Here is a 19909-nt window from a genome sequence, read left to right as displayed (position 1 = left end):
ACGTAGTCACAAGTACAAAACCCGGTAAGGTACGCTCGTGACCGTTTGCCTACGGCGTGTCTCCCTGGACCGGACCCTCGGTGTTTGGCTTCCACCCGAGGGCCGGTGCCACATACTCAGCAAAAGCCTGAAGCACGTGCAGATTGTATTCTGCACCCAATTGGTTTGGGATCGTCAGCATCAACGTATCGGCAGACATCACAGCCTCGTCAGCGAGCAACTGCTCGACCAGGCGATCTGGAGCGTCGGCATACGTCTTACCAAACGTGGAGCGGAACCCATCGATAACACCAATCTGGTCCTGGCCCACACCCGCGCGCACCCCAAAATACCTCTCGTCTTCCGCGTTCATGATGGGAAACACACTGCGACTGACCGCAACTCGCGGAGACCCCGGGTGTCCGGCGGCGCGATACGCCTCACGAAACCGGTCAATCTGTTCGCGCTGTAGCACGTCGAACGGCTGACCGGTAGCTTCTGTCAGTAGCGTGGAACTCATGAGACTCAGCCCCTGGTATCCGACCCACTCCGCAGTGTCGCGGGTTCCCGCACCCCACCAGAGGTGGTCACGCAGGGTGGAAGACTGCGGTTCGAGAGCGAGCCGCCCCGGCGGCGCCAGTCGGGTGTCGCTCTCCACCAGCTTTTCGCCCCCAATCGCCCGCAAGAAAATCTCAAATTTGGTGCGGGCGATATCAGCACCGCGAGGGTCCTCGGAGCCGGTGTAGCCAAAAGCCTCGTAGCCGCGAAGGGCAGTCTCAGGCGACCCCCGGCTTATGCCGAGAGCGAGCCTACCGTCAGAAATAAGATCGAGCGCGGCTGCCTCTTCTGCGAGATAGAGCGGGTTTTCGTAGCGCACGTACCCACCTCGATCCGCTTCGTTCGAGCGGCCATCGCGGTCAGCAGCGGGAATGGCGAGGCTGCCTGACGCGCAAAATGATGTACACGCACATAAGCGCCATTTACCCCAATTTCGTCGGCTCCCTCTGCAAGCTCGATCGTCTGTTTAAGCATGTCACCGGCGGTACGCACGCGCGATCCAAGCGCAGAGCCATAGTGACCAAAGGATAGGAACCCGAATGCTCTCATAGCAGGTGCAACCGGATGCTATAAAGACATATTCCCCTACATATAGTTTTTGCTTAGGTTACCGGAGGGCTAATATCGAGGGCCGTCGCAGACTCCACGTAAACGAGAACCGCTGACCCCACGGTATTGAGAAACTCCACCATCCCACAGGACGCGACTCGAGAGGACGATTCACCTCGCATATTTTACCTCGAAGCAGGCCATACGCGGTTGCCCATATCGTAGGCTTATACCTGTGAATCATTCTCCACGGTTATCCCAAAAAATTACCAACATCGCCGAGTCTGCCACCCTCAAAGTTGATGCTCGGGCAAAGGCTCTCAAAGCTGAGGGACGCCCCATCATCAGCTATGCAGCGGGAGAGCCCGATTTTGCCACCCCCCAACACATTGTGGAGGCGGCGGAGACAGCCATTCGCGACCCCAAAAACTATCGCTACACACCGGCCGCGGGCCTTCCCGAACTTCGGGAAGCTATTGCAACCAAAACCGCGCGGGACAGCGGTCTAGATGTTCCAGCTTCCCAGGTTGTGGTGACCAACGGCGGTAAGCAGGCAGTGTACCAGGCGTTTCAGACGCTTCTTGACCCGGGCGACGAGGTTCTTGTGCCTTCCCCCTACTGGACCAGCTACCCCGAGATGATCAAGCTTGCCGGGGGCACGCAAGTGGATGTTTTTGCCGGTGCGGATCAGGGCTATCTGGTCACGGTTGAGCAGCTTGAGGCGGCTCGCACGGAAAAGACCAAGGTACTTCTCTTTGTTTCCCCCTCTAACCCCACCGGCGCGGTGTATTCACCCGAGCAGACCCGAGCCATCGGAGAGTGGGCCGAAAGCCACGGCCTGTGGGTGATTAGCGATGAGATCTACCAAAACCTGGTGTACGGTGAAACTCGGGCAGTCTCAATTGTGGAGGCCGTTCCCGCCCTGGCCGACCGCACAATCCTGGTAAACGGTGTGGCAAAAACCTACGCCATGACGGGGTGGCGCCTCGGCTGGATGGTTGGCCCGGCAGACGCCATGGCCGGTGCCGCAAACCTGCAATCACACCTCACCTCCAATGTAAATAACGTGACACAGCGTGCCGCAATCGCGGCGCTGACGGGAGATCAGCAGCCGGTAGAGCAGATGCGGCAGGCCTTTGATCGGCGCAGGCACACCATTGTGACCGAGCTGAACAAGATTCCCGGTATGAAAACGCCTACACCCGAGGGTGCCTTCTACGCGTACCCGGATATCACGGGCCTGCTAGGGCAGGAGTGGGAGGGGATCACCCCGCACACCTCACTCGAGCTGGCCGACCTCATTTTGGAAAAGACCAATGTGGCTGCGGTTCCGGGCGAAGCTTTTGGTCCCAGCGGCTACCTGAGGTTTAGCTACGCACTTGGCGACGACCCACTTCTTGAGGGCATCCAACGCCTACAGCGTTTCTTTGGCATCGGATAGTTCCCGGAGGACTCCCGCTGCGATGAGCGCCTGGGCCGTCAGGTAGGTCGCCATGATTATCGCGCCCGCCTGTGGAAGAACGAACCCGGGCAGAAACTTATCGAGCGCAATCACGCTGTCGGAGAGAACAAAAAATGCTGCTCCCGCGGCAACAGAGGGGCGACAACCGCTTGCAAGCGTTCCCATCACAACGAGGGAGAGGCCGTAGCAAACGAGGGGGATCAATAACCCACCCGCGTGCGGTCCAACAATAAGCAGCAGCATTAAGAACCACACTGCATAACCACAGATAGCCCACCACGGGGGCCGGTGTTTCTGGATCATCTTTCCAAACAGCACGCTATAAACGATCTGCCCGCACAAAAAGAAAAGAAGGCCGACCACAAACCAAAATCCCGGAAAGAGTAGAGCAATATCGCCGAGCCACCCCCAGAAAAGAGCGATGAGAAGCAACCAGAATGCTCTGTTGCGCGGTCGCGGAAAGAGCAGAAAAACCGCAAGGACCAGTGCTGGCATAAGTAGAGGCTTTGATAAAACGATCAGCTCTTTTATCCCGGACACGTTTGCCACCAGATTCACCAGTGCCGCGACAAAAAACGGTAGATAACGAAGCATCACCCTATGAACCCTAATAGATAGGATCCACAAAACCACGTTTTATTTTCACTGGACTCGTTAAAATCTCGATGAAATGGGGGAGATTCACTGCTGCCTCATACCGGCTCACAACCGATCTCATACACGGGATACTAAGCAGCAGTATTCACTCGAAAGACCTCCGATAGAGGACTCTGCCACTGACCGATTGTGTATGAGAGACGATAAAAATATGCAGTGCCCGGTGTTAACACGCGCACCGTTCCGGAAGCGACAGCACCCGCGGAACACACCACTTTCTGGGGTATCACAACAGTTCCTGCAGTGGTGTTAATCGTCCCTAACCGACCCCCGGGTCCCTCACCCAAAAGACCAGCCGCGCCGCTTCCCACACACCCAGCAGTGCCGTCGGAATACAACCAGCACCGTGTTCCCTGCGTGGGAATGTAGCTGTTGCCCGGGCGATAACCGCCACCGCCGCAGGAGGAGCCAGCAATCGATCACTCCGCACCGAAGCGTCCACGCTTCCCGGAACAGACCACAGCGCCCCCACAGGACCCGACCCTAGAATCCCCACAACAACACTCGCGAGGGAAACAACGGCCGCTATTTTAGCCCTCTGCCGCATCGAATCCCCCCCAAAAAAAAGTTGATATAAACAAAACCTATTCAGCTTAACACCCTGGTCTGCAAGAACCAGAGTCTAGAGCAAGTTCTAAGCCACCAACCCCATCTACCGTTGCACTCGCGTCACTACCGCTATTACGGTCTTCGCCCACACGTGAGCAGTCCCACAAGTCCCATCATCCGTGCCGTGTCGAGGACAGCCCCAATCGGCGATACCTGTCAAATCGCACACTGAGCCTGGCCTCGGAGCTTTGCCCGCGCAACTGCCACAGGTGAAATTCAAGCGATTCGGCCACTCGCGCACAAAACGCCTCGGGTTCCTGCACCGCGTCGGGACGCTCGGGAATCACCCAGTCGACAATCCCACTTTCCCGCAGCGCAAACGAACTCACACCCTGTTCCTGTGCCATCTGGGCGGCGTGCTCCGTGTCACGATACACAATCGCGCTCGCGCCCTCCGGCGGCAGCGGTGATAACCAAGCGTTTTCTGCCGCCAAAGTACGATCTGCGGGCAGCAGGGCAAGTGCACCCCCACCCGTTCCCTCACCCAAGATCAATGAGATTGAGGGGCTGGGAAGCGTCACCAATTCAAGAAGACAGCGCGCAATCTCCCCCGCCAACCCGCCCTCCTCTGCCTTCTGCGACAGCGCCGCACCGGGGGTGTCAATCACCGTTACGAGTGGAAGGCCGAGTTCTTCTGCCAGGCGCATACCCCGCCTAGCCTCGCGCAACGCGGCGGGCCCCATGGGTTCCCGCACCCGCTGCGCCTGGCGATCTTGCCCCATCACAACACACGAGACCCTACCAAATTGCGCAAGAGCCAACACGAGACCGGGATCTTTTTCGCCCTGTCCCGTACCGTTAAGCGGTAGCACATTGTGAGCTCCCTGCCGCAATAAGGCCCGAATACCGGGACGCTCAGGATCACGAGAGCGCACGATTGACTCCCAGGTATCGGTCTCACGTCCGGTCCACGGCTCGGGCTGCGGTGGCGGGGTCTTTGCGACGGGAGCGTCCAACACCCGCAGTATCCGACTAATGATACCGGGCAACTTACGCGGCGGAATCACCCCGTCAATGAGGCCATTGCTATAGAGATTTTCAGATACCTGAACGCCCTCAGGAAATTTTTCCCCGTAGATCGCTTCGAACACGCGCGGACCCAAGAAGCCCACGAGCGCGCCCGGCTCCGCCACCGTCACGTGGCCGAGTGACGCCCACGACGCCATAACACCCCCGGTCGTGGGGTGACGGAGGTACACCAGGTAGGGCAGCTTTGCCGCCTTGTGTTTGGAAAGGGCGGCCGAGATTTTAACCATCGAGAGGAAAGCAAGCGTGCCCTCCTGCATCCGGGTTCCACCCGAGGCCGGGCCCGCGAGCAGAGGAAGTCCCTCTAAAGTAGCCTTCTCAATCGCTTCCACCAGGCGCTGGGCGGCAGCAACACCGATTGACCCCGCAAGAAAGGCAAATTCCGAGACGATAATGGCCACGCGCCTCCCACGGATAAGTCCCTCCCCCGTCAGCACCGACTCGTCAACACCCGAGCGTTCCCTCGCAGCCGCAAGCTCCGCGGCATACTTCTCGGTGGTCGTCACCTCCACAGGGGTACTGTCCCAAGAAACGAAGCTGTCCTCATCAGTGAGCAGGTCGATAAGCTCGTGTGCGCTGAGACGAGCGGGGGAGGGTGTCACGCCAGACATTCCTCACTCACCGCCTTCGAGCCAGGATCGGATGCTCTCTTCGTGCTGGTTCAGGGTGGGTGGCGGTAGATGCGCGGTGCGGGTCGACTCGACCTCTGCACCACCTTCCCAGTCGAAAAAACGCAAGGGGGGGCCGGGAAGGGAAATATTCCCCAGAACAGAATGCTCAACATCAACCAGAAGCCCCTGAGAACGAGCTTGCTCCCACCCGTACACCTCATCAAGGCTCCGAACCTTACCCGCAGGGATGCCCGCCTCCTCAAGAATTTCTAGCAGCTTCTCCGCCGTGTACTCGGCAAAAGCCCTCTCCACAACCCGGATTGTCTCGTCTCTGTTGATAACCCGCTCCTTGTTGGTGGCCAGCTCCGACGTGTTGGGGTCGATGCCAAACCTCTCACAGAATCTCTGCCAGAGACCCTCACTTCCCACGCTGATCTGCACAAACCCGTCTGCGCAGCGAAATAATCCGTAGGGCGCGATCGAGGGGTGGTGGTTTCCCTGTGCCACGGGAACCTCACCGGCTACGGTGTAACGTGTCCCCTGAAAAGCGTGAACCCCCACCACCGACGCCAGGAGAGACGTTCTCACGACCTTACCGCGGCCCGTCCGGGTGTCTCTCTCGTGTAGCGCCCCCAAAACCCCATAGGCACCATACATTCCCGAGAGCAGGTCGGCAATGGGAACCCCCACCCGCTGCACACTCTCGGGCCCCGCCCCCGTCATCGACATCAGGCCAGCTTCGCCCTGGACGATCTGATCGTATCCGGCCCTTCCGGCCTCCGGTCCATCGTGGCCAAAACCGGTGATGGAGAGCACAATCAATCGCGGATTAAGGGTGAGCAGGTCGGCAGTGGAGAGACCCAGTCGATCCATTACCCCCGTGCGAAAATTTTCGATCACAACGTCGGCACGTGCAAGGAGCGCACGCAGAGAGGAAATACCCTCCTCGGACTTGAGGTCCAGGGCGAGGGATTCCTTGTTGCGATTACACGACAAAAAATAGGTGGCCTGGGGGGCGTCCTCGGGTCCCACAAAAGGCGGACCCCACCCTCGCGTATCGTCGCCACCCCGCGGCGTCTCAATCTTGATGACCCGAGCGCCCAGGTCACCCAGCATCATCGCGGCGTGGGGACCGGCGAGCGCCCGGCTCAGGTCAATCACGAGGATGCCCGCCAGCGGGCCACCTGTTTCTTCGTTCACGGTCATGACCTGACCCCGATGGAAACCTCGCGCGGATCGGGGTCCGGATTTGTGCCCACAGGTGTCTCGCTCGCCACCGACGACCGGGGCCGGATTCTGCGCACCGCCTCGGCCACAGCAACTACAAGCAGGTTGGGGGCCAGCGAGATGAGTCCCGAGTCCCAATTCCCGATGGGGATATTTGCAAACGTGATGACCGCTACGCTGAGCGCCCCGGTAATGATACCCAGCATGACGGGGACACCACCGACCCGCACCCGGGTGGGTAGAGCAAGCGCAACCGCCGGGGCCATCTGGGTGAGGCCGCCGTAGGTGAGCAGGAGTAGCGCACCGATATCAGAGCGAACCAGCCCAAAAAGAAGTGCCATACCCACCGCAACAATGATCACAGCGTACGTCACAAACATCTGCTGGGACTCTTTTTTGGGTTTTAAGAGGTTGTTCGACACTAGGGCCGAGATTCCCATGGCTATGCCACCCGCGGGCACCATAGCTGCGGACGCCCCGGCAACAGCCACAATACCGACCAGCCACTCCGGAAGTGTGTTTTGCGTGAGCGTGAGGAGGACGGCGTTGCCCGTGGTATCCGGGCTGAGTACTAGAACCGCGGCAAGCCCTACCGTGATGGGAATAAAAAGCAGTAGTTGATAAACAGCCAGCCACTTATAGTTGCTTCGCAGCACGGCTCCACTCTCGGCGGCGAGTATCGGTGACCACAGGTGCGGGAACGTCGCAAATCCGGCACCGATCGTGGTGACGAGCATCGCCGTGATAAAGAAGGTGGTGTCGTATCCTTCAGCCCGCAGGGTGAGGAGCACGGGGGCCTCTTCAGCAACCTGTGCGAAAACGTCGGGGATACCGGACACTCCCACGGCCACACCGACAAAAACAATCACGAGAGCAACCGCCATCAGAATGTCCTTGAGGATCGCCACTTTGGCGATACCGCGAATACCCGACCAGGCGACAAAGATAATGACCAGGATACTCGCCATGATCATGCTGAATCCGCGTGCTGCGGAGCTTCCCGTTGCCAGCTCAACGATGAGCCCTAATCCAGTAATCTGCAATTGTAGGTAGGGAATCAAAAAAAGCGCCCCGACCAGGGCAATGATTTTTGCCAGGGGAACGCTTTTGTAACGGTCACGGAAGAAATCGGCCATGGTGAGATAGCCTCGGCTCGCACCTAACGCGCGGATGCGCGGAGCCACAAAGTACATGCAAATGCAGCTCATGGTGAGGTAGCCCAGGGCAAAAACGGCGCTCACCCCTCCGGCAAAAGCGATACCCGCAAGACCGAGAAAGCTAAAGGTGGTAAGAGATTCTCCCGCCTGCAGAAACCACGCCGTCCACTTGGGGAAATCGCGCTTGCCCACGGTCCAGGTTGACATGTTTTTCTGACGGCGACTGCTGGCGACCCCCAGCGCCCCGATTCCGATGATCCCGACAACAATGATGATTGTGAGAATCACGGTACTTTCCCTTCCTTTTCAAGGCGGTCGAGCTCTCCGCCACCGTCACGCATGTAGCTGCGCTCAATAACCTGCAGGCTGGCCACGGAAAGAACGATCATCCCGGTGAACCACACCATCACCGCGGGAAGCCCAAACCACAGTGTGGGTTCCTGCGCAAACGGAAAAAACGGGGTAGAAAAAAATCCGGCGATGGGGATCGCAGCAATAGCGACCCTTCCCCTGCTCGCAAGTCGCACTGTCATGAAAGTCTCCTAGGTGTTAAAAGGCGGGATGAATCTGGGCGTAGTTGGTTCGCTCTTCGTAAGCTCGTGCTATGGACAGCAGGCGGGCATCGGTGTTGTGCGCCGTGAGCATCTGTACCCCCACGGGCAGTCCTGACTCGGTGAATCCCGCAGGAACCGAGATGCCCGGGATTCCCAGCGGGGTAAAGAGGTAAGCGGCGCGCATCCACTCAAGATAGTTTTCTTGCTTTTCGCCGTTGATCTCCCGAGGATAGTCCCACTCTACGGGGAAGGGCGCAACCTGCGCGACGGGTGCCAGGAGCACATCGTAGCTGTCGAAAAAACGTGCCGTTTGTCGAACGAGCCGGGTCATCTCGTTGTAGGCTCGGGTCTGGTCTGCGGCGGTGAGGTTTTTGCCCTGGTGGATGTTCCAGGTGACAAAGCTGTTAAAAGCGTCGGGGTTGATCGACTGTTCCTCGGCCCAGGCCGTGTAGAACTCGGCGGCACGGATGGTGGTGAAGGCTTCCTGCGAACCATTGAGATCCATGCAGGCCTCCTCAATGTGGGCCCCGGCCGCTTCAAACACCCGCAGCTGCGCTTCAAGCACCCGAAGAACCTCCGGTGCAACCGGGACCATGCCCCCCAAGGTTGGTGCCCACGCCACCCGCAGTCCGGCCAGCTCGGCGGACTGTATGTCGATAAACCGAGATGTTTCGGTGGGAAAGCCCGTGGGGTGCAGCGCGGAGGGTTGTGCTATCACGGAGAGGAGCAGGCCGGCATCACGCACCGTTCGAGCCATGGGACCCGCCGTCACCAGAGGGTTAAAGATGTTTGGGCCCTCCGCATTGGGCACAAGCCCCGGGGTGGGTCGCAACCCCACGACGTTACAGAAGGAGGCCGGGTTGCGGAGGGAACCACCCATATCGCTGCCATCGGCAACGGGGTTGAATCCCGAGGCTAATGCAGCGGCGGCTCCCCCGCTGCTTCCTCCGGCCGAGCGTTCAGTGTTGTAGGGGTTGCGGGTGGCACCAAATAGCCGGTTAAAGGTGTGGGAACCGGCGGCGTATTCGGGAACATTGGTTTTACCGAAGATAATTGCCCCGGCATCTTCGATGCGCTGCACATGCAAATCGTTGCTGGTGGGCACGTGATCTTTTTTGGCGGGAGAGCCCCAGGTGGTGAGCATACCGGCGGTGTTGTGAGTATCTTTAATCGCTATGGGCAGACCAAAAAGCGGTTGCCGAGAGCGAGGTTCCTCCGCTGCCAGGGCCCTATCAAGCTCACGAGCCCGTGAACGGGCACGGTCTTCGTCTAGCGAAACCACTGCGTTGATCAGAGGGTTAATCTGCTCTACCCGATGCAAATGCGCCTCTAATAATTCTGCAACACTAATATCTTTTGCACGAATATGAGACGTCATTTCGTCAGCACTTAGAAAAACTAGGTTCTTCACTTAAGGCCTCAGCTTTCGTTTTTGATTCCCCTTTGAGCCAAATTATTACCCCAGTATTTACAATAAAGCCAAAAAAAGCAAGTCTGCGGCTCAAGATGGTCATAAAAATTTCTCACCGCCGCGGAGGGAGAGCCCGTCTCGCGTAGCGCATCCTCTAGCGTGAGAGGGGAACCTCAACGATGGAGGGCCCGGTCACCGGCACCGTCAAAAGGGTGCCGAGCTCTCCCCGCGTTGTGATGCGAGCGTACTGCCACCCGTATGCCTCCGCAAGCGCAGAAATTGATACATTTTGCGGGGTATACATCACCCGATCAAAAAGCCCACGGGGAGCACTCTCCCCCACCTCAAGACCATCAAAGATGGTTCCACCACCGTCGTTACCCACAAAAATTTGAATGCGCGGACGGGCCTCTCCCGGGGTAAGCATGAGCGACCCCGCGTCGTGCAGAAACGTGAGGTCACCCATAATCACACGCGTCACCCCCGGCGCATCCGCCGCTTGGCTCACGCTCGCAACCCCCAAAGCAGTGGCGGTGGTCCCGTCGATTCCGGCCAGGCCACGATTGGAAATCACCCGAATATTACGCCCGGGAACAATCCCGTCCAGCACTCTTACAAGCCGCGATGCCCCCACAACCAGCCGATCGTGAGGCCAGCTTGCCCGCCATACCGACTCGCAGAGCAGTTCACGAGAGATCCGCTCGCGCATAACAGCTAACTCACCCCGCGCGTAGTGAGACCGCTCCTTGTAACCGGTTTCTCGGGCCGCTCGCAGATCAGGTTCGTGCACGGTCGTACGATCCGCAAGCAGAGCACGATCAGCCACAAGCCAGTGACCCAGCCACGCACGACCGTCGGCAGTACTGTGGGATTCTCCCACGCGCACCTCCCGCACAACAGTGGATACTCGGTGACCGGGGTTGTAGACCTCCATCCCCACGGGCGCAACCACCACGGTTGTCACCCCGTCCCGCTGAATCAATTGGGGAACCTCACGGCTCAGGGTGGGGTGGCCAAACACAATCACCCGCTCAATCTGATCGCCAAACCCCGGCTCACGAAGCAGGTCACGGTAGTTCACCACCACCTCACGGCCAAAGCGCGCACCACTTGAAACCTCTGCCAGCAGTGGGACTCCGGCCGCCCTCGCAAACTTCTCCGCCGCGGCACCGGCATCCGCACCCGCAACGACAACCGTTCGGGCCACACCGCTCAGGACAAATGTGTGTTCACGATCGCACAGCGGGTTTTTGGTCAAGTCTTGATTCTCGGGTGAAACAACCTTTTCACCCGAGGCTGAGCCTTTGTCGTCCCCTAAAACTTCGCCCCAAGCCGAGCTTTCAACCGAGCTTTCAACCGAGCTTTCAACCGAGGCTAAGGCTTCACCCGTTCCCTGCCCCTCAATTGTGTCTGGACCCGAACTCTCCCTCGCAACCAGCTCGCTCATATCCGGTATCACACCGGACAGCGGCTCGCGAAAAGCCAGATTGAGCTGAACAGGCCCGGGGGTTTGCGTCTCGATACCGTTCGCAAAGCGAATAGCCCTATGTGCTATACCACGGGCTTTACCTTCCTCTGCGACCGTTGCGCCGAGCGATTCTCCCCCCGGGGGGGCAGGCTGATCCAGGCTCCACCTCACGGCACCCCCGTACAGATGAGCCTGTTCCGTGGTCTGATTACTGCGGATACCCCGGAGCTCGTCGGGACGGTCAGCTGTCAATAGGATCAGCGGCACAAAAGAGTGATGCGCCTCGAGAACCGCAGGATGGAGGTTTGCAACAGCCGTACCGCTCGAAGTAATAATGACGACGGGGGCACCCGATTCTCTCGCCGCACCCAGAGCGAAGAACCCCGCCGAACGCTCATCAAGGCGCACGTGCAGACGGACCAGACCGTGTTCTTCGAGCGCGGCAGCGGCAAGCGCAAGAGCCTGTGAACGCGAGCCGGGACACACCACGATATCGCGCACTCCGCCCGCCACAAGAGCGCTCATCAGGGTAGCCGCAAAAGTCATTGCGGGCGCGTTTGACCCAACCATCTGATTAGAGAAGACCCTTGGATTGATCGTTTTTGGGGGCGGGACCCTGTCCGTTCTCGTCGGGGCGACCCGCGTCCGACCCCGTCCCGTTTGAGCGTGGCCCGTTTGAGTTTTTGTCGTCTGGGTGTGTTTCGCCTGCACCTGCCTCGTGACGACCTACCCGCCCCTCCGCATCAGTTTTTTGCGCGTGAGATCCGGGAGTCTGTGAATCAGAACCTGACGGAGACACATCGGAGTCCAGGCTAGCCAACTCATCTTCGATATCTTGAATACGCTGCTCAAACTCACCACTCGTGACCAGATTCTTGAGAAAATCGGGGTCGTCATCGGGCGATTGCGCCCTCTGCGGCGCTACCTTTCCACGACCGAGCGTGAACCATAGCACCCCTCCTATCACCGGGAGGAGCAGTATCACGATGATCCACACGGGCTTGCTCACCCCACGGGCACGGCGGGGATCAGACACGACTGCATCTACCAGTGAGTACAGCACAAAAACCGCCGCAACCACTACAAAAATCAGCAGGAAGCGAATCATGTCTCTATTCTACCCGTCTTATCTAAAAGCAAAACATGGGGATACACTAGGACGGTGACTGCGCGAAAAAGCTGGCTTCTCTACACCGTCATCCGTTTAGCCTTTTTTATTGTCCCACTGCTTATCCTTGACGCACTGGGCTTTCAACTCTGGCTCTCTGCGATCGTCTCAACCCTGATCGCCGTGTCACTCTCGATTATTTTTCTGCGCAATGCTCGCGACAATACTTCCCAGAGCGTATACGAGTGGCGCAACCGTGACCGGACCGCCGACGATATCGCGGAAGATGAGATTCTGGATGATGCCCTTGCACCGGCTGACACCAAGACACAACCGCCAGCGGAAAACCCGGAAGCAAACAAACGCTAGAAAGCGACGGCTACAGCCAGCAACCCCGCATAGAGCAGCGAGGTAAAGGTTGTCAGCTTGAGCACGAGAATAAGCTCCCGCGGGGTCTTTGCAGTGAGCATGATGATGCAGGCCGGTACAGCGAGCAACAGGACAAAAAAGACAAAGAGCGTGAGCGGGTAAAACAGCACAAAGACACCGGCAATAGCAAACGGTAACAGCGTGAACACACAGTAGAGCACACGAGAGGCCCTATCGCCGATTCGAACCGAGAGGGTCTTCTTACCCGCAAGCTTGTCGGTAGGAATATCTCTCGTGTTGTTTGCAATAAGAGTAGCCACCGCAAGAAAACCGATTGCGACGCTCGCAACCCAGGCGTCCTGGGAAACATTTGGTGTTTGAATATAGACGGTTCCCACCGTGGCGACGGGACCAAAAAAGATGAAGACCATCACCTCACCCAGGCCCATATACCCGTAGGGTTTCTTGCCTCCCGTATAAAACCAGGCCGCTACCAGGGCAAGAGCGCCCACGGCAAGCAACCACCACAGGCCGCTCAGAATCACGATGACCAATCCGGCCAGGGCAGCAAGCGCAAAACTCGCAAGCGCCACTCGTAAGACGGATCGCGGTGAGGCTTTGCCCGATGCCACCAGGCGCTGCGGTCCCACACGGAACGCATCGGTTCCTCTCACCCCGTCGGAGTAGTCGTTGGCAAAGTTCACACCGATCTGCAAGAAAACGGCCACTGCAAGCGCTAGGAGACTCAGGGTAAGATCAAACGCCCTGAGAAGCTGTGCAAATCCGGCGCCCAAAAGCACCGGCGCAACGGCCAAGGGGAGTGTGCGTACGCGCATCCCGGAGATCCAGTCACGCGGAGTTGCCGGGTGCACGACCTCCTCTTTTTTACGCGCGGGGTTGCCCGAGCGCCCAGCGCCACCCGATCCCTGTTTGCCGGATGCTTTGCCCTTTTTGTGGGGTGCTGACCGTGCCACGATATCCTTTCTCACTGACCAATGGGGACGATAAGTTACAAATCTCTCATAATCCTAAACGAGGTAGCCCTCATTCTCGTATCGGAACCCGCGATCGGGCTTGCCGCCGGGGAGGTAGTGTATGGCGGGCACAACTCGCAATGCTCGGGGAACAGCCGCAGCACCGAGGGCTTCCCTCACCACCTCCGCAATCCGGGACAGAGCCTCCGCACCCCGCGATCGACCCTCCGTGTCCCACGACGAGGCATCCGCGCTCAACAATTCACGCTGGGCGTCGGCCTCACTCATAATCACAACGGGCACCTGCCCCCACCGCTCATCATGCTGCCCCACAACGATGGCGTCTGACCAGCCGGGAACATCCCTCACCACATTTTCGACGGCGTCCAGAGACACGTTGATACCACCGCTAATGATTACGCTGTCGAGGCGCCCCGTCACACGGAGTACACCACCCAGAATCTCGCCGGTGTCACCAGTGTGATACCAGCGAGTCTCCCCCTCCGTCACAAAAACGCGCTCCGTCTGCTCGGAGTCACCGAGATACCCCTGCGCAAGGGTAGGACCCGCAATCTGCACCTGTCCCGCACGAATCCGCACCCGAGTATCACCAATTTCCACCCCGTCGTACACGCATCCTCCACAGGTTTCGGTGGAACCGTAACTGCGGCGCAGCGGAATCTCGAGCTTTGCAGCCCTCTCCCGCCAGCTGTACGGCACGCCCTGGCCACCCACAAGAATCGCGTCTAGGCGTTGCGCCCGTTTGCGCTCTTGCGGATGCTCCTCCAGGTGTTCAAGAAGGCGGTGTAGCTGCGCGGGCACCAGGGAAGCATAAACTCGATTGGCGGATGCCCGTTCCAGGTCATCCAAAAACGTGCGGGCCGTGAAGGGCCCGGTATAACCCTCCACCGGCGCATACCCCGCGACAAGCGAGCGTAGATACGTGTTAACTCCGGAGATCAGGTGGGTCGGCAACACCGAAACCCACTGCCCCGCACCGCCGAGCGCAACCTCGGCTGCGCTCGCGCTCGCCCGTAGCGCCTCGGCACTGAGCGCCACATTCTTTGGCACACCGGTAGAACCGGAGGTGCGGATAACCAGGGCGACGTCGTCGGGCACACGCTCGGGAAAGAGCTCAGCACGAGAACGGTGAGAAACCCCGGTGATATCGGCCACGGGCACAATCGCGTGTTCTCTGTTGAGCACACCCTCAAGCGCGGTCAATAACCCGTGAGGGTTCTCGGTAGAAACAAGATGCAGGGGAAGACTCACCCCACTAAGCCTACGCTGCTCTCGCACTGTGCGCGCCAATCACGAAGCACAGATATCCCGCGACAACTCCGAGGACACCTACCCGTGTCGGAACGGTGGTTTATCACATCTGTACGGTGATCGTGAAAGATAGTTAAATTCTCCGTCGGATCACCAACAGGGAGTAAAAGATGCGGGAAAAGGTAAGGACCAACTACCATGGGTGCAGCGCAAAGCCACTACAACGCGCTGCGCTGCACCCGCAACTCTTATCGACGAGGAGACCCATGCCTACAGAGCCAAACATCCCGCTGTCGGGTCTCGGTTTTATGTTTGTCGCTCTGTTCTGGGTCGGGCTTATCGTCTGGGGCGCCGTCACCGCAATCAAGGCTCGGTCGCTCTCTACGGGACAACGCGCCATCTGGATAGTGATCGTCATCCTTTTTCCTCTGCTGAGCACGGTCACTTGGTTTTTGGTGACCCCTCGAAACCAGCTCGCGCAAGAATAATAGACTCTGTCGGCACGCAGGTCGGCAGAAGCAAATACCTCAAGCATGCCCCCCGGGGGGTCAGCGCCCCTCCTTCACACGGGCAAGCTTCGACGGCCACCACACGGCGGGGCCGATGTCGTATAGGAGAGACGGAACGAGCAGTGCACGCACCAGGAAGGTATCGATCAGCACGCCAAAGGCAACGATAAACGCAATCTGCACAAGGAACAGCACCGGAATAACCGATAGCGCAGCAAAGGTAGAGGCAAGCACCAGACCCGCCGAGGTGATCACCCCGCCCGTAGCCGACAGCCCGCGGATGATACCCTCCCTCGTACCGTGACGACGCGACTCCTCACGCACCCGCGTGGAGAGAAAAATATTGTAGTCAATGCCTAGCGCCACGAGGAACACAAAGCCGTAGAGCGGAACCGCAGGATCTGCTCCCGGAAAATGAAAGATGCCGTTGAACACGAGCGCCGAGACACCGAGAGCCGTTCCAAACGACAGGAGAGTCGTGAGAACCAGCAGCGCCGGCGCAAGAATCGAGCGCAACAGAAGCATCAGGATCACAAGAATCACCACAAGCACCACGGGGATGATGAGGGTGCGATCACGGATCGAGGCATCGTTTGTATCGATGTCCGTCGCGGTGACTCCCCCAACTAGGGCACCCGTATTGTCGCCCGCAAACTTTTTTCGCAGGTCGCGCACCGTCTTCTGAGCCGCATCGGACTCGGACGCGTTGGTCAGGGTTGCCTGCAACATCACACTGCCGTCGCTCACGGTGGGTTTGGGGGCTGGCGTGCCGGGAGGACCGAACGCGGTAATGCCGTCCGCACCAACCGGTACCGCCCCAGCTACGGTGTCGTGGCTCAGCACCGCAACATCGCTCAATCCCGGGTTACCCAGCAGCACATTAGCAGCATCCTGCATCCTATTCTCGGGAACCAGAACGTAGACCGGGCTGCCCGATCCACTGGGAAAGTGCTCGGCCAGCGCCTGCTGACCGTCACGGGCCTCGGAGGCCCCGAGCACCAGATCAGACTCGGCAATACCGTGCGCCCGCAGTTGGGTCACCCCGGTGGCTCCCACCAGAAGCACAAGGGTGGCAACAACCCAGACAACACGCGAGTGGCGCCGAATCAGCTTTCCCGTCCAGGCCCAGAGCCCCTTCGACGGTACTCCTCCCTCGGCAGCAACAACACTAGGCTCATATTTCGGGCGTCTCGGCCAAAACGCCACACGTCCAAAAGCAAAGAGAATCGCGGGCAACAACGTGAGCGCCGAGAGCATGGCAAAGATGATACCGATCGACGCGATCGGACCGAGGGTGCTATTCGACTTGAGGTCACTGAGAAGCAGACACATCAACCCGGCAATCACCGTACCGCCAGAAGCCAGAATAGGTTCAAAAGCCCCTCGGAGCGCCCGCATGCTGGCCGCCCACTTATCCTGCTGCACACGCAGCTCCTCTCGATAGCGAGAGACGTAGAGCAGCGAATAGTCGGTAGCGGCACCAATCACGAGGATAAAGAGGATACCCTGGGTCTGGCCGCTGAGTAGCAGCACACCGTCCTTTGCGAGCCACCACACAACAAGCAACGCTACGGTGAGCGCAAAAAAACTGGTTGACAGCACAGCAATCGGCAGCAGAAAAGACCGATAAACAACGATGAGGATAATAAACACCGCAAACAGTGCCACCGCCAACAGCAGCCCGTCGATACCCGAGAATGCTTTCACCAGGTCAGCGGTAAACCCGGCGGGCCCGGTCACAAAAACCTCCACACCGGGCGGTGCAGCCTGACCCAACTGTGAGGAAATCGCGGAGGTGGTGTCCCCCAGGTTAGCCTCATTGTTAATCGGAATAAACACCTCAAACGCAAGACCGTTTTCCGAAGCGATCAGCGGCGAGACTTCGTCAACAACTCCCTTGATTTTGGGGAGATCAAGGGTGGCGGCCTTCAGGCTCTCAATCTGGGCATCCGTGGGCTGCTCTTTGGCAACAAACACAGCAACCGCGGGGATCACGTTTGAGTCGCTAAAGCCTCCGAGAGCTTTCTGCACCCGTGTTGCATCGGCGGACTCGGGGAGGTACGTGGTCGGGTCGTTGGTTGAGGCCTCACCCACCTTGCCGAAGTAGGGTCCACCGATGCTGGCTGCCGTAAGCCACACGAGAATCAGCGCGGCGGGCAGCAGCACCCTCAGCCACCGCGGTACGCGACTTCGAAACGTGTGGTGGGGTGGCGGATCGGTACGGACTGGCGGCGCGACACTACCGGATTGAGCGGCGTTGCCGGGCGACGCGGTGTGTTCAGCGTGAGCGGGCGATTTAGTGCGACGATTGTCGGTCATAGTGCGATACTCCAAATGTGATCATGCTGCGTGGAAAATTCCCCTAGTAGTGGTACGGAAAATCGCTCCAGTCGGGGTCGCGTTTTTCAAGGAAAGAGTCTCTACCCTCGACAGCCTCATCTGTACCGTAGGCCAAACGTGTTGCCTCTCCCGCAAAAATCTGCTGCCCCACCAGGCCGTCGTCCACCGCATTAAATGCGTATTTGAGCATCCGAATAGCGGTGGGAGACTTCCCCAGAATTTCCCGTGCCCACTCAATTCCGGTGACCTCCAGCTCCGCGTGCGGTACCACGGCGTTGACAGCACCCATCTCGTATGCTCGCTGCGCGCTGTACTCGCGAGCAAGAAAGAAAATTTCCCGCGCGTTCTTTTGACCAATCTGTCGGGCAAAATACGCGCTACCGTATCCCGCGTCAAACGATCCCACGTCGGCGTCCGTCTGTTTAAAACGAGCGTGCTCACTGCTCGCGATGCTGAGATCACACACAACGTTCAGCGAGTGCCCCCCACCCGCCGCCCAGCCGGGAACAAGCGCGATGACCACCTTGGGCATAAAGCGGATGAGCCTCTGCACCTCAAGAATATGAAGCCGCCCGCTGCGGGCCTGATCGATCCCCGATGCCGTTGCCTCGCTCGAATACTTATATCCGTCGCGCCCCCGGATGCGCTGGTCACCGCCACTGCAAAACGCCCACCCGCCGTCTTTGGGGCTGGGGCCGTTACCCGTGAGCAACACGGCACCGATGCGCGGGTTGGTGCGGACATCATCGAGAGCACGATAAAGCTCATCAACCGTGTGGGGGCGAAAAGCGTTGCGAACCTCCGGGCGATTAAACGCGATGCGAGCAATACGCCCGGAAACATCGTGGTGGTAGGTGATATCGGTGAGACTCGCTCCGGACGCCTCAACCCACACGCTCGGATCAAAAATTTCTGAGACAAAAACCATAGCTCTAGCTTATGGCCTGAATCGTATCGACCCTATCCTTCTCGGCACAAAACCCGAACGCGATTCAATTCTGAAGGCACCCCGAGATGGACAAGAATAGAACCATGCGTGCAACTCGTAACGATATTCTCGACTCCCTGCGAGTCGTGGCAATTCCCACCCGAACCCGCTTTCGCGGTATTAGTGTCAGAGAGGCCGCCCTCTGGCAGGGCCCCGAGGGGTGGACAGAATTCTCGCCCTTCCCGGAATATAGGGACGAGGAAGCCGCCCAGTGGCTATCCGCTGCAATCGAGTTTGGGCATGAACAGACTCCTCCGATCCTTCGCTCCGCAATCAACGTCAATGCCACTGTTCCGGCGATTGCGGCGCACGAGATTGCGGGCGTCCTTGATCGATTTCCCGGCTGTAACACCGCAAAGGTAAAGGTTGCAGAGGAAAACCAGACGCTCAGAGACGATATGGAGCGGGTGCGGGCTGTACGGGAGTATCTGGGGGAAGACGGAAAAATCCGAGTGGATGCCAATGGAGGATGGTCGGTAAAAGAGGCAGAAGAGGCGCTCCTCGCCCTGTTGCCCTACGGTCTTGAGTACGCGGAGCAACCCTGTGCAACCGTGGCTGAACTCACAATTCTGCGACAGCGCCTTGCTCACTCTCGAGTACTCATTGCGGCGGACGAGAGCGTGCGCAAGGCACAAGACCCCATCGAGGTTGCCCGCCAGGGAGCGGCAGACATCGTCGTGATTAAGGCGCAACCGCTGGGGGGTATCCGCTCGGCACTATCGATTTCGGATGCGGCCGGGCTTCCCACCGTGGTTTCGAGCGCCCTGGACACCTCGGTGGGACTCTCGATGGGGTTGCACCTGGCGGGAGCGCTTCCTGCTCAACCCTTTGCGGCGGGCCTGGGAACCGCCGCGCTCCTGGGCGGCGATGTTACCGAGGCTCCGCTTCTTCCCGTGAACGGTCAGATCGAGGTACGGCGGGTAACCCCCTCGGAATCGTTACTCTCTCGCTATGCGGCCCCCAGCGACCGCACACGGTGGTGGGAAGAGCGGATTACCCGCTGCTATAAACACCTTGAGGATAAAATTTAGGAATCCCGGGAGTGAGGGTGAAGGTGAATTGGGGTAGGTTTTAGAAACTT

Annotated in this window: 17 protein-coding genes and 1 pseudogene; 4 read left to right on the top strand and 14 right to left on the bottom strand. The window is 58.9% G+C overall.

The genetic code is table 11. The features are described from left to right. Positions 1–49: 49 nt before the first annotated feature. Positions 50–1086: pseudogene (locus FrondiHNR_RS02555) on the bottom strand (LLM class flavin-dependent oxidoreductase). A 235-nt stretch (positions 1087–1321) separates the two neighbouring features. Here FrondiHNR_RS02555 and FrondiHNR_RS02550 point away from each other — a divergent pair. After that, the gene (locus FrondiHNR_RS02550) at positions 1322–2527 is read left to right on the top strand and encodes a pyridoxal phosphate-dependent aminotransferase (protein ID WP_279353679.1); all 1206 of its coding nucleotides are present in this window, start codon (positions 1322–1324) and stop codon (positions 2525–2527) included. Here the strand turns inward: FrondiHNR_RS02550 and FrondiHNR_RS02545 are convergent. The 9 genes from FrondiHNR_RS02545 to FrondiHNR_RS02505 all read right to left on the bottom strand — a co-directional run bounded on the left by FrondiHNR_RS02545 (position 2501) and on the right by FrondiHNR_RS02505 (position 12376). Further along, entirely contained in the window at positions 2501–3142 is a 642-nt protein-coding gene (locus FrondiHNR_RS02545) for a lysoplasmalogenase (RefSeq protein WP_279354454.1), read from the bottom strand. The two genes, FrondiHNR_RS02550 and FrondiHNR_RS02545, sit on opposite strands and share 27 nt — an antisense overlap. 322 nt (positions 3143–3464) lie before the next feature. Next, complete coding sequence (locus FrondiHNR_RS02540) at positions 3465–3752, bottom strand: hypothetical protein (RefSeq protein WP_279353678.1); 288 nt, start codon at positions 3750–3752, stop codon at positions 3465–3467. Between the two features lie 175 nt (positions 3753–3927). Further along, a complete protein-coding gene (locus tag FrondiHNR_RS02535) occupies positions 3928–5442 on the bottom strand; it encodes a carboxyl transferase domain-containing protein (protein WP_279353677.1) in 1515 nt (504 codons plus the stop codon). Between the two features lie 12 nt (positions 5443–5454). Further along, positions 5455–6657, bottom strand: coding sequence for a CoA transferase (locus FrondiHNR_RS02530; RefSeq protein WP_279353676.1), 1203 nt, complete (start codon positions 6655–6657; stop codon positions 5455–5457). Continuing rightward, positions 6654–8123 carry a sodium:solute symporter family protein gene (locus FrondiHNR_RS02525; protein ID WP_279353675.1) on the bottom strand — a complete coding sequence of 490 codons (1470 nt, stop codon included), beginning with the start codon at positions 8121–8123 and terminating at the stop codon, positions 6654–6656. Before FrondiHNR_RS02525 ends, FrondiHNR_RS02530 begins: the two co-directional genes overlap by 4 nt. Then, positions 8120–8368 (bottom strand): hypothetical protein, encoded by a 249-nt coding sequence (locus FrondiHNR_RS02520; RefSeq protein ID WP_279353674.1) that lies wholly within the window; start codon positions 8366–8368, stop codon positions 8120–8122. The genes FrondiHNR_RS02525 and FrondiHNR_RS02520 overlap by 4 nt, the downstream gene beginning before the upstream one ends. Positions 8369–8384: 16 nt before the next feature. Further along, complete coding sequence (locus tag FrondiHNR_RS02515; RefSeq protein WP_279353673.1) at positions 8385–9767, bottom strand: amidase family protein; 1383 nt, start codon at positions 9765–9767, stop codon at positions 8385–8387. A gap of 187 nt (positions 9768–9954) precedes the next feature. After that, on the bottom strand, positions 9955–11838 hold the full coding sequence (gene menD, locus FrondiHNR_RS02510; RefSeq protein WP_279353672.1) for a 2-succinyl-5-enolpyruvyl-6-hydroxy-3-cyclohexene-1-carboxylic-acid synthase: 1884 nt from the start codon (positions 11836–11838) through the stop codon (positions 9955–9957). 4 nt (positions 11839–11842) lie between these two features. After that, a complete protein-coding gene (locus FrondiHNR_RS02505; RefSeq protein ID WP_279353671.1) occupies positions 11843–12376 on the bottom strand; it encodes a PLD nuclease N-terminal domain-containing protein in 534 nt (177 codons plus the stop codon). Between the two features lie 54 nt (positions 12377–12430). On the opposite strand from FrondiHNR_RS02505, the gene FrondiHNR_RS02500 reads away from it, so the two are divergent. Then, positions 12431–12745 carry a DUF4229 domain-containing protein gene (locus FrondiHNR_RS02500; RefSeq protein WP_279353670.1) on the top strand — a complete coding sequence of 105 codons (315 nt, stop codon included), beginning with the start codon at positions 12431–12433 and terminating at the stop codon, positions 12743–12745. Here FrondiHNR_RS02500 and FrondiHNR_RS02495 read toward each other — a convergent pair. Both FrondiHNR_RS02495 and FrondiHNR_RS02490 read right to left on the bottom strand, forming a co-directional pair. After that, a complete protein-coding gene (locus FrondiHNR_RS02495) occupies positions 12742–13617 on the bottom strand; it encodes a 1,4-dihydroxy-2-naphthoate polyprenyltransferase (RefSeq protein WP_279354453.1) in 876 nt (291 codons plus the stop codon). The two genes, FrondiHNR_RS02500 and FrondiHNR_RS02495, sit on opposite strands and share 4 nt — an antisense overlap. A 156-nt stretch (positions 13618–13773) precedes the next feature. After that, entirely contained in the window at positions 13774–14991 is a 1218-nt protein-coding gene (locus FrondiHNR_RS02490) for an AMP-binding protein (protein WP_279353669.1), read from the bottom strand. A gap of 266 nt (positions 14992–15257) precedes the next feature. Between FrondiHNR_RS02490 and FrondiHNR_RS02485 the strand changes: the two genes are divergently transcribed. Continuing rightward, positions 15258–15479: a PLDc N-terminal domain-containing protein gene (locus FrondiHNR_RS02485; protein WP_279353668.1), complete on the top strand. Its 222-nt coding sequence runs from the start codon at positions 15258–15260 to the stop codon at positions 15477–15479. A gap of 60 nt (positions 15480–15539) precedes the next feature. On the opposite strand, the gene FrondiHNR_RS02480 is transcribed toward FrondiHNR_RS02485, so the two are convergent. Both FrondiHNR_RS02480 and FrondiHNR_RS02475 read right to left on the bottom strand, forming a co-directional pair. After that, positions 15540–17819, bottom strand: a complete 2280-nt coding sequence (locus tag FrondiHNR_RS02480; protein WP_279353667.1) for an MMPL family transporter — start codon at positions 17817–17819, stop codon at positions 15540–15542. A 43-nt stretch (positions 17820–17862) separates the two neighbouring features. Further along, entirely contained in the window at positions 17863–18768 is a 906-nt protein-coding gene (locus FrondiHNR_RS02475; protein ID WP_279353666.1) for a 1,4-dihydroxy-2-naphthoyl-CoA synthase, read from the bottom strand. A gap of 104 nt (positions 18769–18872) precedes the next feature. Between FrondiHNR_RS02475 and FrondiHNR_RS02470 the strand changes: the two genes are divergently transcribed. Then, positions 18873–19859 (top strand): o-succinylbenzoate synthase, encoded by a 987-nt coding sequence (locus tag FrondiHNR_RS02470; RefSeq protein WP_279353665.1) that lies wholly within the window; start codon positions 18873–18875, stop codon positions 19857–19859. Positions 19860–19909: the final 50 nt, after the last annotated feature.

Source organism: Lysinibacter sp. HNR (assembly GCF_029760935.1).
Lineage (GTDB): Bacteria > Actinomycetota > Actinomycetes > Actinomycetales > Microbacteriaceae > HNR.
This window is presented reverse-complemented; position numbering and strand designations above follow the sequence as displayed.

Bases quoted from the DNA above. Each gene is read 5' to 3' on its own strand.
- FrondiHNR_RS02540 (WP_279353678.1), bottom strand. From the start codon at position 3,752: ATGCGGCAGAGGGCTAAAATAGCGGCCGTTGTTTCCCTCGCGAGTGTT.
- FrondiHNR_RS02480 (WP_279353667.1), bottom strand. From the start codon at position 17,819: ATGACCGACAATCGTCGCACTAAATCGCCCGCTCACGCTGAACACACC.
- FrondiHNR_RS02520 (WP_279353674.1), bottom strand. From the start codon at position 8,368: ATGACAGTGCGACTTGCGAGCAGGGGAAGGGTCGCTATTGCTGCGATC.
- FrondiHNR_RS02530 (WP_279353676.1), bottom strand. From the start codon at position 6,657: ATGACCGTGAACGAAGAAACAGGTGGCCCGCTGGCGGGCATCCTCGTG.
- FrondiHNR_RS02470 (WP_279353665.1), top strand. From the start codon at position 18,873: ATGCGTGCAACTCGTAACGATATTCTCGACTCCCTGCGAGTCGTGGCA.
- FrondiHNR_RS02505 (WP_279353671.1), bottom strand. From the start codon at position 12,376: ATGATTCGCTTCCTGCTGATTTTTGTAGTGGTTGCGGCGGTTTTTGTG.
- FrondiHNR_RS02475 (WP_279353666.1), bottom strand. From the start codon at position 18,768: ATGGTTTTTGTCTCAGAAATTTTTGATCCGAGCGTGTGGGTTGAGGCG.
- FrondiHNR_RS02485 (WP_279353668.1), top strand. From the start codon at position 15,258: ATGCCTACAGAGCCAAACATCCCGCTGTCGGGTCTCGGTTTTATGTTT.
- menD (WP_279353672.1), bottom strand. From the start codon at position 11,838: ATGGTTGGGTCAAACGCGCCCGCAATGACTTTTGCGGCTACCCTGATG.
- FrondiHNR_RS02545 (WP_279354454.1), bottom strand. From the start codon at position 3,142: ATGCTTCGTTATCTACCGTTTTTTGTCGCGGCACTGGTGAATCTGGTG.
- FrondiHNR_RS02515 (WP_279353673.1), bottom strand. From the start codon at position 9,767: ATGACGTCTCATATTCGTGCAAAAGATATTAGTGTTGCAGAATTATTA.